Here is a 14,825-nt window from a genome sequence, read left to right on the forward strand (position 1 = left end):
GGTGTTCGTCACCGGCACCCCGGCACCGCAATGGCCACTATTCGTTCAGCCCGCTGAACAGCACGGGATCTCTTTCTTTTCGAGGCGAACAAAGGTCTTGACGCGGCTGATTCAGACCACGACACTGAATCGCGCGCCGCCGGTGACCTGGCTCACACCCGCCCGAGGAGAACCATGTCCCTACCGAGGAAACTGCTCGCCCTGACCACCCTCGTCCCCTTGGCGCTAGGCCTTTTCAGCGCCCCAACTCAGGCCGCGCCCGCCACCTTCACCCATCCCGGAGTGCTGGTCAGCCGCCCGCAACTGGACTTCGTCCGCGCCAAGGTCCAGGCAGGCGCGCAACCGTGGAAACAAGCCTACGACGCGATGATGTCGAATTCGTACGTGTCACTGTCCCGGTCACCGAAACCGCGCGCCATCGTCGAATGCGGTTCGTATTCGAATCCGAACATCGGCTGTACCGATGAGCGGCAAGACGCGATCGCCGCGTATTCCCTTTCGCTGGCCTGGTATGTCACGCGCGACGCGAAATACGCGACCAAGGCGATCGAGATCATGGACGCCTGGTCCGCGGTACTGAAAGACCACACGAACAGCAACGCTCCCCTACAGTCCGCGTGGTCGGCCTCCTCGTGGCCGCGCGCCGCGGAGATCATCAAGCACACCTATGCGAGCTGGCCGAACTCCGGCCGCTTCGGCACCATGCTCCGGAACGTGTACCTGCCCGAGGTGATCAACGGCAGTCACAGCAACGGAAACTGGGAACTCAGCATGACCGAAGCCGCGATCGGCATCGCCGTGTTCCTCGACGACAAGGCGACCTACGACAAGGCGGTCGCGAAGTTCCGCACCCGCGTCCCCGCCTACCTCTACCTGACCAGCGACGGCGCGCTCCCGAAGACCGCGCCCGGCAGCGGCCTGGACACCCGCGACAAGATCGTGAAGTACTGGCAAGGCCAGACGACGTTCGTCAACGGCCTCTCCCAAGAGACATGCCGCGACTTCACCCACACCGGCTACGGCCTCGCCGCCATCGCGAACTTCGCCGAGACCACCCGCATCCAGGGCCAGGACCTCTACCCCGAGATCGCCGACCGCCTCCGCGAAGGCCTCGGCTTCCACGCGAAGTACCAGCTGGGCGCGGCCGTCCCGTCGTGGCTCTGCGGCGGCGACCTGAAGCTCGGCCTCGGCCCGATCACCGAAGTCGGGTACAACCACCTCCACACCCGCCTCGGGCACACCATGAGCAACACCGAGGCCCTCACCCTGCGCCAGCGCCCGGCCGGCACCAACAACCTCTTCGTGTCCTGGCAGACCCTCACCCACGCCGGCAACCCACAGTGACCCGTGCGGGCCGCCCGAATGCGACAGGGCGGCCCTCACGGTCCGTTTCCGCAGCTCAGACACACAGTGACCCCTGCTTGCAAGCGCCTGTTCGGGACCCGCTAAAGTACTCACATCGCACTCCACGGAGCGCGGGTCCGGGCTGTGGCGCAGTTTGGTAGCGCACTTGACTGGGGGTCAAGGGGTCGCAGGTTCGAATCCTGTCAGCCCGACCGGAAGACGAAGCCCCTGGCTTGTACCTCAGGTACAGGCCAGGGGTTCTTTCTTGTTCAGGCTCAAAACCAGGCCGATAGTCTTGAGGTGAAGTCCCTGTGGACCGGTTCTGGTTCGCAGAGGCTCCACTCCTACATCGCAGGCCGCTCTCGCGCTTCCCTCAGCGCGGTAAAGGCAGTCCCCCGCGAGACTCCTGCGAGCTCGAAGAGTTCGGGCCCGACGTCAGGGAGGTATCCATGCGTAACGAGGTCATGCAACAACTGGACGTCCTTGTCGGCTCGTGGCGGACAACGCTGCGCAACGCATGGTTCCTGGACCCCGCCGACCAAGAGGTGCCTGGCTCAGCGACGGTCGAGTGGCTCGGTGACGCGTTCGTAGTCCTCCGCTGGACCATGGGCGCCGACGACGACAAGGCGGCGAGCGAGATGGTCCTGGTTCTCGGCCGCAGCGATACCCGCGACACCTACACAGCCCTCTACCACGACGAACGAGGTGTCTGCCGAGTCTTCGCCATGACTTTCGACGGCACACGCTGGCACCTGAACCGCCAAGACCCCGACATGCACCAACGCTTCATCGCCGACGTCCAACCAGACCGGATCAACGCACGCTGGGAAGCGTCCGAAGACCACGGATCCACCTGGCGCAAGGACTTCGACGTCATCTTCGAACGGATCTAGCAACGCAAAGCACGGAAGCCAAGTCAAGATCGATTTGCCCGGACAGGGGATGATGTCACGCACGGCAGCCTGGCCCGGATCTCTCACCTGGGCAAGCCAGATGGGAGGGATCGCGCCCGGCGACTTGGGCGCCTCCCTCTCAGGAGAGGGTGGCGCCGTAGGCGGTGAGCACGGAGCGTAGTGGCTGGAAGAAGCTGACTTGGCTGTTCCCGCCGGACAGCACTCCGTAGCCGACGCCGCCATAGAACAACGGGCCGCCGCTATCACCGCTCTCGATGGGGATGTCGGTCGCGATCGTCCCGACGACCTGCTTGTCCTTGCCGTAGTTCACGGTCTGGTTGAGGCCGAGGACTTTCCCGCACGTCTTCTTCGTCGTCATACCGCTCTTGCACACCGGTTGCCCCACCTGCGGGATGCCCGCGCGCAGGATCCGCTGGGTGCTGCCATCGTATAAATTGACTTGGCTGGGCCCGGAGCCGGAAAGGTCACGGACACGGCCGTAATCGGTCACCGGGAAATGGCTGTCCACGTTAGGGCCGATACCTTCCCAGTCCAGCCCGTGTTCGGTGCAGTGCCCGGCCGTGAGGACATACCGGACGCCCTTGACGAGAATCGCGAACCCCGCTGAACAATAATACGGTTCACGGCCGGGTCCCGGCGAGACCGTGTACATCGCATCACCGCTGTTCACCGCCGACTGCTGCGCCGCACCGACCGCAACCGGAGCCGCGGAAACGACCGGGCAGGTCAACAAGACGGCCATAGCCGCGGAAAACAGCACCCCGGCCTGCCTACGGCGTGAGCAGCCAAACATGATCATGTCCTTCCATCCTCAGGAGACTGGAGATGTGCGACCAGTCCAGTACCGCGCGGCCAGCGGCACAACCGGCGTCAGCCTGACGAGTGATCAAAAGCCGACGGCCGCCGAGATCTGTGCACGATCGCACTGACCCAGGCCTCGCAGTTCCCTGCTCACAGACCGCCAGAGGGTCACCTTCTCCGACACCGCCGGGCTCAAGCGCTCGCTCGCCGCGAAGGCGTTCACCCGGCTGCCCGAGCCGTGGCAGGCGGTGCTGTGTCACAGCGAGATCGAAGACTCCCGCCGAGGTCGCGCCTCTACTGGAGCTGTCAGCTCATTGTCGCCTCGGATTGCCGTAGCGGTATGGCGACTGGGTGACACTGCACTATTGGCGTCTCCGGTTAGCACCAGTTTGCGTCGAGTTTTAGGTCCACAAATCCCACCCTGATCACCCTTATTTGGTCCCGTTCTTCCGCGGCAACCTTGCCCAGATCGCGACCCGCTCCGGGCCTGCGTCGCGCCAGCCCCGGCCCGTCGATGCGGCAGGCCTCGGTTTCATGACCGTGTCAGCGCCGGACATCCTGGAAGAAGTCCTGATCAGATCAAGTCTCTGACGCCTGCCGCATCAGCAGGCGCCCCGTTGACGACGACCACCACCCGCCCGCAGATGCCGGCCCGAAACCAAAGTCACTCGTGGTGATTCGATGCGTCATACTCCAGCGCCGCAGAGGAACCGTCGCCCAGCGAGTATGACTTACAGGTATTCGTAGAGAATCAGCTACAAACAATCAGCAATCAGTTGCCAGCGTCCCGTGTCATACTCGTTCGGCGATGTTCGGACATGAACGTCTCGACGACCAGGGCTGTTTCGTCGGAGCGACGCAAGAAACCCCTGTTCCCGCCCGGCAGCGTACCCGGCAATTCCGGACTACAGCTCGAACTCCCCCGGCGCGAGGCTGCGCGTCAGGCAGAACTCGTTTCCTTCCGGGTCGGCCATTACCACCCAGGACCGGCCGTCTCCCTGTCCCACATCCGTCTTGGACGCGCCGAGCGCGAGCAACCGCTCCAGTTCGGTCTGCTGGTCACTGTCGATCGGACAGACCTCGAAGTGCACCCGGTTCTTGGCGATGGTCTTGGCCTCGGGAACACGGACGAAGACCATATTCGGCACAGCGGGCCCGCCACGCAACGCGGCCAACCGCTGTTCGTCCGGCTCCTCCGGATCGGGCCCGATCTCGACCGCTGCGCCGTTCTTGTCCTCATAAACGACGTAACCCAGAACGCCGCACCAGAAATCCGCCAGCCGCCGCGGATCCACGCTGTCGATGGTCGCCCATTCGAACCGACTCGTCATGCACGATGCCTTTCCATTTCGGATATCCCGGGTTCATTCTATTCCACGAACCTCGGTCCGGGCGCTTCCGAAGGATTCGGGGTTCCGATGCGAACCGGCTGACCTTCCAACTCACTGGTGACACGAAATCGCTCGAAGGGCGGTATCGGCAGGACTCCGCGACTGTTCGGCGAGGCGACGCGGTCACTGTGTCAGCACTCCCGCCGCCCACGTGTCGATGACGGTCCGTAGTAGTTTGCCCACCGCGACGACCCGCAGTGCGCAACCTCGGACGCTTATGCCCGGGATGTGAGCGGGCAGTCACGTACGCAGGAAGGTGTCCTCCAAAGCGAGCGTCGGTTGAGTCCGCACGAATGCCCGGCCGCGACAGCCTTCCGCGTAGTACTCCAACACGACGACGGGGCCGGTCTTGCGGTCATCGACCGTGAGAAGAGTCGCCTGTTCACGGTAGACATCGACAATGAGGTCCGATGCCCATGTGTACCGAACGCGGACGCTCTGATGAAGCACGTCCCAGGACAGGTGGAGCTCCCCGGTGACAGAGACGGGCACCCGCAGCTCCCGCACCCAATCGTCGTCCGACGCTTCTTCAGCCTGCGGGAGAACACCGAACGCGGAGAGCCACACGTCGTCATCGGCAACCACGAATTCCACCCAGGAAGCGTACGCCCGACCGTTTCAGTTTCAGCGCGCCGTATCGACGCCGGGAAACTGCTGAGCCGGCCGGCTCCACTTCGAAATCGGGCATGGTCGGCTCCCCCTTGGCCGGCGGTTGCCGTCAGATCAGGAGGGAGTCCTTACCGGCCACTGATCCGCCGCTGACCGGCCGCCATCGGGGAGCGGCCTACAGACCGTATGCGCGCACAAAGGTGTCGACGGCCGACTCCGCTATGCCTTCGAGTTCACTCTCCGGGAGAACACGAGCGCCGAGGCGAGAGCGAGATTCCAGCGGCCCGATCAGCAGAGCGAGGAAGTGTTCGGCGGCCCTGGCCGGATCGCAGGAGCGGAGCGCGCCGGAAAGGGCGAGACGGGCGAACCGGTCGGCCAGCGCCTCGGTCAGATCCACCGACGTGCGCTCCTGCATGGCGACCACCAGCTCGGGGAACGTGGCCAGTTCGGCGTAGGCCAACGACCGGAGCGCGTGCGAACGCTCGCCGGAACAGATCCGCAGCAGACGGGAAGCCGCGGTGCCGAGGGCCGCGCGGACATCTGCTCCCGCGTCGCGGAGCGGTCCGATGGCGTCGAGCGAGTCGGCGGCGACACCGTCGGCGGCGGCCGCCATGGAGCCGCGGAACAGCGTCTCCTTGTCGCTGAAATGGTTGTAGACGGTGGGTTTCGCGACCTTGGCCTCATCCGCGATCTCCTGAACGGAAGCCCGGGCGTAACCACGGCGCGCGAAGACCGTGAAGGCCACGTCCAAGATCGCTTGACGTTTGTCGACCCGTCCGCGCGGAGCGGTCACCTTCGTCACGACACGATCCTCTCCACCGGTCTCCGAAATCCAGGATTGCACATGAACCTATCCGTTCACTACATTGAACTCATCGGTTCAAAGTACAGGAGGAAGTCTTGATCGTCCAGTTCATGCGCTTCGCGTTCCGCGAGGAGAGCACCGAGGAACAGAAGACTCGCGCGTTGGAGTTGATCCGCCGGACCGCGGCGGTGGAGTCGATAGCGTTCTCCACGGTCGGCAGGTTCCTCGGCGACCCGGCCGCGGGCTACACCCACGCCTACTCCTTCGGCCTCGCCGACCTCGACGCGCTCGAGCGCTACATGTACGACCCGGTCCATCTGGCCGGAGATCCGGAGATCCTCCCGCACTACGCCAAGTTGCACGTCGGGGTCGCCGTCACCGACGACCCCGATCCGGAGCTGGCCGCGAAGATCACCGCCGTGTACGAAGGCAAGCTCGCCAGGTATCCCGAATGGGAGCGGCTGATGACGGCGATCCCCGACGTCCGGTTCGGGTGACCGGGCCGTCTCGCAGCGGAATGCCGATCGCGCGGAAACTCGCGGCCGGCTCCCGCCCGCGAGCGAAGAGGACACTCCGAGTGGTCATCGCGCCCGCCACTATTGCACGAGTCCTCCGAATGGCCGCAGGAGAAAATACACAGCGTATTTCCGCCGCGGATTAGCGAAAACGCATTTCCGCCTCGATCGAGTGAACTCAGTCCGCCCGATCGACCTGGTAAAACGCGACAAAACCGCAGGCAGATTCGTTCCGATCACCTACCGTGCGCATTGATCAACGCACTGCTTTCCTGTTAGAGATGATCGTTCCCGATTCGTCTCCCGTTGCGGATGACTCTGCGCAAGGACAGGCCCCGATGACCGAACTGCAGACCTCTTGCGATGGCGCACGCCTACATCCGGTTCGCGCGCTTCTCATACTGGTGCTGGCGATGCTTCCGCTGTCCGGCTGCGGTACCACCGGGGACGAGGGTGGCGGCGCCGCTGCCCCGTGGCGCCGCCACCCTCGTCGCCCGAGGTGTTCGCCTCGCTGCCCGAGGCGAACACCTTCGGACAGCTGAACTCCGCGCCCGCGGACCCGTCCCCCACGCTCCCCGCCGGCGGCGAAGTACTGCATCCCAAGGCGGATGCGGTGGTCTACCGCGCACCCGGCGCGGAGCCGATCGCCCGGCTGCCCGAAACCCAGATCGGCTCACCGACCTGGGTCCCGGTGATCGCCCGGCAGGGCGACTGGGCACAGGTACTGCTGCCCGCCCGGCCCAACGGCGCGACCGGCTGGCTGCACGCCACCCCGGAAACCGTGGAATCGGCGCACAATGACTTCCGGGTCAACGTGGACCTCGCCGCATTCCGCCTGGAAATCCTGGAACTGGGCAAACCGATCGGCTCGTGGACCATCGGCACCGGCAAACCCGAACACCCCACGCCAACCGGTCGCGCGTTCATTCTCGCCTCGATCAAGGAGAGCGTGAACACCTACAGCCCGATCGTGCTGCCGCTGAGCAGTCATTCCGACTCGCACGAGACCTTCGGTGGCGGGCCCGGCACGGTCGGCCTGCACACCTGGCCGGACGACAGCTTCGTCGGCAAGGCCACCAGCGACGGCTGCATCCGGGTCACCCGCGAGGCACTGGACCGCCTCGTCGAGCTGCCGCTCGGCACCGTCGTGAACATCACCTGAAACCCGATCATGGAGGTAATTTCCTTGTCCCCACGCACTACCAGCGTGCTCGCCGGCGCGGCCGCGGTCTGCCTGGCCTTCACCGCCACCCCCGCCGTGGCCGCCCCGGCCGAGTCCGCCTACGCCATCGCCGCGTCCGGTCTGGTCACGATTCCCCGTACGCCTTCGGTTTCCGGCGCGGGCAAGGAGTCGCTCGCCTCAGTGGCGCTGCCGGCCTCCGGCCCGTCCCTGGTCAGCGCGAAGGCACTGAACGCCGACGTGAAACCGGGGCATGCCAAGTCCAGCGTCGCCGGTCTCTCGCTGAACCTCGCCACCCTGCCCGCCGGGGCCACTTTGCCCGGGTTGAGCGCCGACGTGATCAAGGCCGAATGCCAGGACGGCAAGGGTTCGGTGTCGATCGCGAACCTCGAGGTCGGTGGCAAGGCGATCAAGCTCGACCAGGTCCCGCCCAACACCACCGTCCCGCTGGCCCCGTTGCTCGAACTGGTGGTGAACAAGCAGACCAGGAACGCCGGCGGCACGCTCACCGTGACCGCGGTATCGGCCAAGCTGCTGGGCCGGACACAGACGCTGGACATCGCATCGGCGACCTGCGCCAAATCTCCCGGCGCCACCCCGGAACCGCCGACCAAGCCCAGCGGTGACAAGCCTCAGCCCGGCGGCAAGGCCCCCAAGCCCACCCCGGTCCCCGCGCACCTGGACGTCACCGGCTGACCGCCCCGGACGGGCCGATGAATCGGCGAGCGAAGAGTATCGCGCCCGGCTTCGGCTCGTCCGGACTCAGCAGATGCTGCGCCTCCACCGTGAAACCCGCTTCGCGGAGCCAATCGGCCACGCGGGACGGCCGTCGAAGGTACCCGTCCGCCGCCCGCGTGGACTGGTCCCCATTCCCGCTCGTCTCGTCCTCCGGCTCGTCCCCGACGTGGAAACCCACGGCCACCATCCCACCCGGCCGCACGATCCGATGGAACCGCGCGAGCACGCCCGGCACCACCTCGTCCGGGATATGGATCAGCGACCACCACGCGAGCACGCCGGCGAGAGAGCCTTCGTCGACCTTGAGGTCGGTCATCGAACCGACCTCGAATCGCACATCGGGGTGTTCTCGGCGAGCGATCTCGATCATCGCGGGAGACAGGTCGATACCGAACGCGTCCACGCCCAGCTCCCGCAGCAGCGCGGCGGTGTGCCCCGGCCCGCAGCCCACATCCGCGACAGGCCCGCCACCGATCGCGCGGACCAGGTCGGCGAACAGCACGACCCCCGCGCGAACGTGAAGTTTCCTGTCGAGCAGGTCTCGGGTCTCATCGGCGTAGCCGGCCGCGAGTGTGTCATACGAGTTCCGGGTCTCACTCAACCAGTTCATCAACGAACCGTAGCTTCCGCGATCGGCGAGTTTCCTGAAAGTCCCTCTCCGACGCGAGCGACCAAGGTATCGTCCAAGTCGATTTCCAGGATCTACATCTACTGAGCGGGCAGTGCAGATGGAGGCGGACGGTGTCACAAGGTTTCGCGGTCGACCCTGAATTGGTCAAGCACGCCGCCCAGCGCGCGAGCGAGGCCGTCACCCATTTCGAGACACACGGCACGGCCGTCAAGAACGCGCAAGCCGTGATCGAGAGGAATTCCGCACTACTCGGCGACTATGGCGACGCCGGGGTCTTCTTTCACGCCTGCGAAGACTTCAGCAACAAGTTCAAAGAAACCTTCGACACGCTCATTTCATACAACGACAGCTTCGTCGACACGGCCCGACGGTTGCAGGGCGGTCTGCAGACGGCTTCGAAGCTCTATGCCGAAACCGAAACGGCCGCGGGTGAACGACTCCGGCGCATCGGAGAACCCTGGATGGACGGGGGCCGCTGATGGGACATCCACCGTACTGGCCGGATCGCGCGCCGGCCCATTACCCGCAATTCGACCGATACCAGGATCAGTGCGACGAACTGGCGGTCTGGGCCCGCTGGGTGGCCGGCTGGGTGGACTGGCTGCTCCACGACTACGGCCCCACCGGCCCGCACCCCGACCGGTGGGTCAACTATCCGTTCGAGCGGTTCTTCCATCCGTCCGACGTCATCGCACACCAGCAGCTCAAGGTCATGCATCAGGGGTGGCTGGCCATCGACGAGCTGCGCTACAAGTCGGCAGGCGAGGCAAGTCCCAGCCTCGACGTGCTCAACAACCTCGACAGCGCACTGGGCGCCGCGCTCGGCAGGTGGGAAGGCGATGTCGCGGTCGGCGTACAGACCTATCGTGAGGAACTGGAGAACTACACCGAACCCTACATTCTGGCGGTCGGCAAACTGGGCCAGTGCCTCATCGCGTATTCCCAGATCTTCGAACAGGCGCGAGCCGACATGGTCAAGGTCATGAAGCAGTTCGTCGGGGCGCTCCAGGCCGAGACGTTCGCCGACCCCGAGTTCGAACAGCTCGGCCTGACCATGTTCGACGTCATCGGCAACTGGGTACTTGGCAAATTCCCGTTCGCCATCGACAAGATCCTCGGCCTGGACAAGGTGCTGGCCGAAGCCGTTCAAGGTGCACAGCGGACGAAGGATCCCGCGGCGATCGGCGGTGGCAACTACTGGGAGATCTGCGATTCGTATCTGGTGGCCGCCAACGGGATCTGCGACGACGCCCGCGCGGCGATCACCAAATTGACCGCGCGCCTGGACAACGTCGACGACGAACTGCGTGATCCCCCGCAACTGAACGTCGACGTGAATCCTTGAGTCCCGAAGCCAACCGGTTCGACGTTCCCGCGACGCGACCGATCGAGGGCGGCCTCACTGGTTACGACTCGAATTCCGCGCGCTGCTCTGGACGGCAACGGGATCAGAAGTCAGGTGGTGGCGGAGTGGGCTTACGCCGCTGACGAGCGAAGTACTCCGCCCAAGGCGTCATCGGCCAGACAGATCTCGCAGAGCATCGTACGGCGCGCGTACGACCGTTCCGCCGTTCTTGCCATCGACTCGGCCGGATACGTGCCCTGGTGGCCGCCCGGCGACGATTTCATGATCGTCGCCGGGCATTCTTACCTCTGCTCAGCAGCGGTATTCCACCTGCCATTCCGAGCCAAGCGGCACGTTGCTGACCTTCACCCACTGTGGCCCCTTGTACTCGTACCACCCCTGCTCGGCGATGCAGCCTCGGGCCACCCAGTATCCGTCGGCGTCCCTGACATGGGAGTCACGTGAACTCTTGCCAGGCGCCAACGTTGTCCAGCTGCTGGAGTCGTGTCGATCACCCCACGCCTTGGTGATCCGCAATCCACGATCAGAACTCGACAGATTGCGGATCACACCGCAGAGCAGCGGATACGGATAGCATTCCGCCGCAATCCCTGCACCCGGCCGACTTGGCGCCGGGTCCGCCGCCACGGCGTTCGCGGACGTCGGCACGGCGAACAACGCGGCGGAAGCCGCCAACCCGATCGCGAGTTCTCGCATCAACTTCATCGTGATTCCACCCCTCGATTTCGCTGCCTGCCCGAATGGGCCAACCCAGTCTGCGCATCGACTTCCGGCGAGCGGAAGCGTCTCGAGGAGACTTGGGACGATGGGACAAGGTCCCGCGCTTCACCTGCGGAAACATCTCTCCCATGGGACGCCGTGGGACGAGCCGCCCAACGTCCGGGCGGCTTCCCGGGTACCTCGGCCGATATCGTGTGACAGAACCGGCATCGATCTTGCAGAGGCACTCTATGTCCTGGTCACCAGCTCACCAAGCCGTCGAACTCGAAGACCTTCCCCGGCTACGAGACCTCCTCGATGCCGGTCACGACATCGAGGACGACAACGGCGACGGCTGGACCCTTCTGCGCCACGCCATCGACGTCGAACACGACGGCCACGTCCAGACCGGTGAGCCGCTGCATGCCGACACCACCGCGTTCCTGCTCGCTCGCGGAGCCGACCCGCTCCGGCGCCGCAACGGCATCCCGGTCGTCGAGGAGGCGGAGATCCGGGGGCATTGGCTTGCCGTCGAAATCATGCGCGGTTGGCTCAATCGAGGGCACCAGACGCCCTAGCAGGTTGATCGCGAGTTTCAGCGCGTGCGTGCCACCCCAGCCAGCCCGCGGGAACGCGGCGCGTCCTTGTCGGCGCCCGCGACGTCGGGGCGCCACCGAGGCAGCCACACCAGACCGGGCTCGACCAGCTCCAGGTCTCCGAAGAACTCACTGATCTGCTCGCGTGAGCGCATGATCGCGGCGTGGTTGGTCCGGCGCTCGTACTCCTGCGCCACCCGCTTGCCCGCGTTCTGCGTCTCGACGTCCTCGGGCGCGACATGAATGTGCGACACGGCCAGGAAGCTTCCCGGCGGCAGCATCGTGCGGTGGAAACCGAGTGCGGCGTGCGGATTCTGCTCGTCGGGCATGAAATGCAACAGCGCGACCAGAAGCAGCCCGATGGGCTCGCTCCGATCGATCAGGCCGGTGTCCATCACGCGGTCCCACAGCAGGCGCCGGTCGAAGAAATCGGCGTCCAGGGCGGCATGCCGGGCCGGGTCCGCCGTCTCTTCGAGCAGGATCTGGGCGTGCGCTTGGGCGATCGGCTCGTTGTCGATGTACACCACCCGGCATTCACCCGGCGCCACCTCGTCGGCGACCTCGTGCACGTTGCCCTGCGTCGGCAATCCGGACCCGATGTCCACGAACTGCCGGATCCCCTGCCCCACCATGAAACGGACTGCACGACCGAGAAACGCCCGGTTCGCGCGGGCGAAATCCCGGATCTCCGGCAGCACGGCGAGCTGCTTCTCGGCGAAAGCCTGGTCGACGGCGTAGTTGTGCGTCCCGCCGAGCAGGTAGTCGTATACCCGCCCCACCGAAACCTTGTCCACCGACGCGGCCACCCGTGCGGCCTCATCCATGCTCATCCCGATCCCCCAAGACCTTCGCGCAGGAAACGCATCGAAGACCGCACAGTACCGGTCATGAGGTGCCATGGGCCGATCTGCCTCCTCCCTTGCGGTGAATGAACCGAAACGCGGGAATCAGGCAGCTAGCCTCGAAAGCGGAGGTGGGCCGTGGACCATACGACCAACGAGGTCGCGCACGCCGTCGGCGGCTCGGTCATCCAGACCGGGGGTCGTGCAGGGCGACATCCACGTCCACGACGTTCGCCCCGCCCCGGTGCCCTATTCCTCACCTCGTTCAGCCTCACGCCGAGCTGTGTCGAGGAACTTCAGCATGTCCTGCCGCAACCGGGTGGCCCTGAAGAATCACGGGACGCCTTATCGCGACCTTGCACAGCCAGGCACGCACGTCCTTGACGTCCTTGCCGGGTGCTTTCTTCAGGGCTTTTCGACCGCCGATTGGGTCGCGTCCCAGGCATCATGAGCGTTCTTCACTATCTTGAATCTGGCGGCGTACATGTCGGGCAGGTACTGGTCGATGGCGCAACGATGCGTTTCCGCGTGAGCCATCGACGCGAGCTTTCGGAAGACTGTGCACCTTCGAGTGAAAGGCGCCTGAGCGAGCGTCTCCCATTGAGGCGCCTTCTGCCACTCCGACGTGCGGTCCTTATCGATCCGGCTCGTGCCGAAGATTTCCGTGCAAATGCCCCACCTGGATCGCCGTTCCGAAGTCGCCGCCGGTGATGATGTTCGTCGTGCCCGCCGGTCGCGGGGCGTCCGGAGTGATCGCGGGTTCCGCCTCGGCACCGAAACCGTGTGTCAGCAAGTCGCCGCTCGGCCTGGGCACATAGAGGTGGACCGTGCCCGAGTACTCCTTGACCTCGACCCGCCGGGCCACCAGCAAAGACGAAGGAAGCCGCGCGTATTCCGTCCGCAGCACGTCCTCGAAGACCCGCTGCGACAACGCCACCGCCAGGAACGTCTGCCCGGGATCGGATCGCGCCAGCAGATCACGCACCTCGGGCGCGTCGAGCAGTCGATGTGTCGTGATCACCGTGCTGCCGACCACGGCCGCGGAGCCGGGATCCCGGACCGGGCCGACGTTCAGGCTTGCCCGCATCCGCAGCCGGACCCGCCGGTCGCCGGCGGGCCACCGGGCATCCCGTTCCGCCAGCGCCTCCTGGAGCGCGTCGAAGAACCGCATCACCACCGCGGGCAGGTGACGCGTCGCGAAACCGATCCCGAAACCGTCGCCGGTGTCATGCGGGAACAACGCCTCACGCCAGACGTGGCCGAGCCCCGCGCGTTCGAAGGCGAGCGCCAGCACGTCGGGAATGGCGTCCGCGAGCACCGCCTGCCCTCGATCGGAATGACCGCCGAATTCCTTGGTGTCCACGACCAGCACCGCGCGGTACGGCGGTAATTCGTCGATGTCCGTCATCGCGCTCCTTTCCTGAATTCAGAGTGCGACGTGGCCGGTGATACCCACGACCGTGTCGCCACCGACCCAGATCTCGCCGTCGGATCGCTCGATGTGCACCCGCCCGCGGCGGTGCAGCTTCGTACCCTGAGCGGCGACATATGCGGCCGGGGCGACGGCGGCGGGAATGAGCCACTGCGCGATCGCGGCGTTCAGGCTGCCGGTCACCGGGTCCTCCACGAACGTGCCGTCTTCATCGACGAACGCCCGCACCTCGAAGTCGGCCTCGCCGCCCGGCGGGTGCGGACCGAACACGCCGACGTCCGGATATTCACCGAACGCGGTCGGATCGGGGTCGAGCGCCAGTACCGCCTCGGCGGAGGCGAGTTGCACCGCGACCCACGCCGGCCCGTTCTCCGCCCACCGCGCGGCCAGGATGTCGCCCGGATCGACCCGCAACGCCACGGCCAGAACGTCCATCGTCGATGGCGGTACGGGACCACTTCTGCGCAACGGCGGAGCGGCGAAGGCGAGCCGGTCCCCGTCACGCCGCACCGCGACCAGACCAGCGCCGCACTCCTGCACCAGGCGATCTGCCGTCTTCGGCGTGCCACCGCGCTCCAGCCACGCACGAGCGGACCCGAGCGTCGGGTGGCCCGCGAAGGGCAACTCGCGGCTCGTGGTGAAGATCCGCAGCCGGTAGTCGGCGGCCGGATCGGTCGGCGGCAGCAGGAACGTGGTCTCACTCAGGTTCGTCCAGCGAGCGAACGCCGCCATCTGCCCGGTGGTGAGGTCGTCGGCGCCATGAACCACCGCGACCGGATTTCCGGACAGGAACTCGTCGGTGAACACATCGACCTGACTGAACGCTCGCATGCCCTCAAAGCTACCGACCGGACACGGGACGTGGTGCGTTCGACCGCCCGGCGCGTTCTCACCCGTTCTGGCCACCGCGGGTCCGGCCATCTCGGTCTACGGCGGTCTCCAGCACGATCTACCGCGGCGGC

At 65.7% G+C, this 14,825-nt stretch carries 17 protein-coding genes, 1 tRNA gene and 1 pseudogene; 10 read left to right on the forward strand and 9 right to left on the reverse strand.

Annotation, left to right across the window (positions count from 1 at the left end; all coding sequences use genetic code 11):
* Positions 1-174 precede the first annotated feature (174 nt).
* The 3 genes from DL991_RS12730 to DL991_RS12740 all read left to right on the forward strand — a co-directional run bounded on the left by DL991_RS12730 (position 175) and on the right by DL991_RS12740 (position 2,237).
* Positions 175-1,344, forward strand: coding sequence for an alginate lyase family protein (locus DL991_RS12730; RefSeq protein WP_125784255.1), 1,170 nt, complete (start codon positions 175-177; stop codon positions 1,342-1,344).
* A gap of 138 nt (positions 1,345-1,482) precedes the next feature.
* Positions 1,483-1,556: transfer RNA gene (locus tag DL991_RS12735), tRNA-Pro, on the forward strand.
* Between the two features lie 237 nt (positions 1,557-1,793).
* Positions 1,794-2,237, forward strand: coding sequence for a DUF1579 family protein (locus DL991_RS12740; RefSeq protein ID WP_125784257.1), 444 nt, complete (start codon positions 1,794-1,796; stop codon positions 2,235-2,237).
* 139 nt (positions 2,238-2,376) lie between these two features.
* Here the strand turns inward: DL991_RS12740 and DL991_RS12745 are convergent, their stop codons facing one another.
* On the reverse strand, positions 2,377-3,018 hold the full coding sequence (locus DL991_RS12745; RefSeq protein WP_233598813.1) for a S1 family peptidase: 642 nt from the start codon (positions 3,016-3,018) through the stop codon (positions 2,377-2,379).
* A gap of 208 nt (positions 3,019-3,226) precedes the next feature.
* On the opposite strand from DL991_RS12745, the pseudogene DL991_RS43305 reads away from it, so the two are divergent.
* Positions 3,227-3,374 (forward strand): annotated as a pseudogene (locus DL991_RS43305) (RNA polymerase subunit sigma); the annotation flags it as partial.
* 590 nt (positions 3,375-3,964) lie between these two features.
* Here the strand turns inward: DL991_RS43305 and DL991_RS12755 are convergent.
* The 3 genes from DL991_RS12755 to DL991_RS12765 form a co-directional block, all read right to left on the reverse strand.
* Entirely contained in the window at positions 3,965-4,390 is a 426-nt protein-coding gene (locus tag DL991_RS12755) for a VOC family protein (protein ID WP_125784259.1), read from the reverse strand.
* Between the two features lie 300 nt (positions 4,391-4,690).
* Positions 4,691-5,044, reverse strand: a complete 354-nt coding sequence (locus DL991_RS12760) for a hypothetical protein (RefSeq protein ID WP_125784261.1) — start codon at positions 5,042-5,044, stop codon at positions 4,691-4,693.
* A 190-nt stretch (positions 5,045-5,234) separates the two neighbouring features.
* The gene (locus DL991_RS12765; RefSeq protein WP_125784263.1) at positions 5,235-5,861 is read right to left on the reverse strand and encodes a TetR/AcrR family transcriptional regulator; all 627 of its coding nucleotides are present in this window, start codon (positions 5,859-5,861) and stop codon (positions 5,235-5,237) included.
* 98 nt (positions 5,862-5,959) lie between these two features.
* Between DL991_RS12765 and DL991_RS12770 the strand changes: the two genes are divergently transcribed.
* The 3 genes from DL991_RS12770 to DL991_RS12780 all read left to right on the forward strand — a co-directional run bounded on the left by DL991_RS12770 (position 5,960) and on the right by DL991_RS12780 (position 8,255).
* Complete coding sequence (locus DL991_RS12770; protein ID WP_125784264.1) at positions 5,960-6,361, forward strand: Dabb family protein; 402 nt, start codon at positions 5,960-5,962, stop codon at positions 6,359-6,361.
* 490 nt (positions 6,362-6,851) lie between these two features.
* Positions 6,852-7,541 (forward strand): L,D-transpeptidase family protein, encoded by a 690-nt coding sequence (locus DL991_RS12775; RefSeq protein ID WP_233598814.1) that lies wholly within the window; start codon positions 6,852-6,854, stop codon positions 7,539-7,541.
* A gap of 24 nt (positions 7,542-7,565) precedes the next feature.
* Positions 7,566-8,255 (forward strand): choice-of-anchor P family protein, encoded by a 690-nt coding sequence (locus DL991_RS12780; RefSeq protein WP_233598815.1) that lies wholly within the window; start codon positions 7,566-7,568, stop codon positions 8,253-8,255.
* On the opposite strand, the gene DL991_RS12785 is transcribed toward DL991_RS12780, so the two are convergent.
* Positions 8,245-8,907, reverse strand: coding sequence for a class I SAM-dependent methyltransferase (locus DL991_RS12785; RefSeq protein ID WP_125784266.1), 663 nt, complete (start codon positions 8,905-8,907; stop codon positions 8,245-8,247). The two genes, DL991_RS12780 and DL991_RS12785, sit on opposite strands and share 11 nt — an antisense overlap.
* Positions 8,908-9,038: 131 nt before the next feature.
* Here DL991_RS12785 and DL991_RS12790 point away from each other — a divergent pair, with 131 nt between their 5' ends.
* A complete protein-coding gene (locus tag DL991_RS12790; protein ID WP_125784268.1) occupies positions 9,039-9,407 on the forward strand; it encodes a hypothetical protein in 369 nt (122 codons plus the stop codon).
* Complete coding sequence (locus DL991_RS12795) at positions 9,407-10,273, forward strand: hypothetical protein (RefSeq protein WP_125784270.1); 867 nt, start codon at positions 9,407-9,409, stop codon at positions 10,271-10,273. Before DL991_RS12790 ends, DL991_RS12795 begins: the two co-directional genes overlap by 1 nt.
* A gap of 312 nt (positions 10,274-10,585) precedes the next feature.
* On the opposite strand, the gene DL991_RS12800 is transcribed toward DL991_RS12795, so the two are convergent.
* On the reverse strand, positions 10,586-10,990 hold the full coding sequence (locus DL991_RS12800; protein WP_125784272.1) for a hypothetical protein: 405 nt from the start codon (positions 10,988-10,990) through the stop codon (positions 10,586-10,588).
* Positions 10,991-11,244: 254 nt separating this feature from the next.
* Between DL991_RS12800 and DL991_RS12805 the strand changes: the two genes are divergently transcribed.
* Positions 11,245-11,571: an ankyrin repeat domain-containing protein gene (locus tag DL991_RS12805; protein WP_125784275.1), complete on the forward strand. Its 327-nt coding sequence runs from the start codon at positions 11,245-11,247 to the stop codon at positions 11,569-11,571.
* A 17-nt stretch (positions 11,572-11,588) separates the two neighbouring features.
* Here DL991_RS12805 and DL991_RS12810 read toward each other — a convergent pair whose 3' ends face one another.
* The 3 genes from DL991_RS12810 to DL991_RS12820 all read right to left on the reverse strand — a co-directional run bounded on the left by DL991_RS12810 (position 11,589) and on the right by DL991_RS12820 (position 14,694).
* Positions 11,589-12,413 (reverse strand): SAM-dependent methyltransferase, encoded by an 825-nt coding sequence (locus DL991_RS12810; protein ID WP_125784748.1) that lies wholly within the window; start codon positions 12,411-12,413, stop codon positions 11,589-11,591.
* Positions 12,414-13,065: 652 nt separating this feature from the next.
* On the reverse strand, positions 13,066-13,839 hold the full coding sequence (locus DL991_RS12815) for a hypothetical protein (protein WP_125784277.1): 774 nt from the start codon (positions 13,837-13,839) through the stop codon (positions 13,066-13,068).
* A gap of 18 nt (positions 13,840-13,857) precedes the next feature.
* Complete coding sequence (locus tag DL991_RS12820; protein ID WP_125784279.1) at positions 13,858-14,694, reverse strand: PhzF family phenazine biosynthesis protein; 837 nt, start codon at positions 14,692-14,694, stop codon at positions 13,858-13,860.
* Positions 14,695-14,825: the final 131 nt, after the last annotated feature.

The sequence above is a fragment of the Amycolatopsis sp. WAC 01375 genome (assembly GCF_003947325.1).
Classification (GTDB): Bacteria; Actinomycetota; Actinomycetes; order Mycobacteriales; family Pseudonocardiaceae; genus Amycolatopsis.

Excerpts from the sequence above, each read along its gene's own strand:
- DL991_RS12740 (WP_125784257.1), top strand. The coding sequence starts at position 1,794 with ATGCGTAACGAGGTCATGCAACAACTGGACGTCCTTGTCGGCTCGTGG.
- DL991_RS12820 (WP_125784279.1), bottom strand. The coding sequence starts at position 14,694 with ATGCGAGCGTTCAGTCAGGTCGATGTGTTCACCGACGAGTTCCTGTCC.
- DL991_RS12730 (WP_125784255.1), top strand. The coding sequence starts at position 175 with ATGTCCCTACCGAGGAAACTGCTCGCCCTGACCACCCTCGTCCCCTTG.
- DL991_RS12755 (WP_125784259.1), bottom strand. The coding sequence starts at position 4,390 with ATGACGAGTCGGTTCGAATGGGCGACCATCGACAGCGTGGATCCGCGG.
- DL991_RS12815 (WP_125784277.1), bottom strand. The coding sequence starts at position 13,839 with ATGACGGACATCGACGAATTACCGCCGTACCGCGCGGTGCTGGTCGTG.
- DL991_RS12810 (WP_125784748.1), bottom strand. The coding sequence starts at position 12,413 with ATGGATGAGGCCGCACGGGTGGCCGCGTCGGTGGACAAGGTTTCGGTG.
- DL991_RS12795 (WP_125784270.1), top strand. The coding sequence starts at position 9,407 with ATGGGACATCCACCGTACTGGCCGGATCGCGCGCCGGCCCATTACCCG.
- DL991_RS12800 (WP_125784272.1), bottom strand. The coding sequence starts at position 10,990 with ATGCGAGAACTCGCGATCGGGTTGGCGGCTTCCGCCGCGTTGTTCGCC.
- DL991_RS12785 (WP_125784266.1), bottom strand. The coding sequence starts at position 8,907 with ATGAACTGGTTGAGTGAGACCCGGAACTCGTATGACACACTCGCGGCC.
- DL991_RS12805 (WP_125784275.1), top strand. The coding sequence starts at position 11,245 with ATGTCCTGGTCACCAGCTCACCAAGCCGTCGAACTCGAAGACCTTCCC.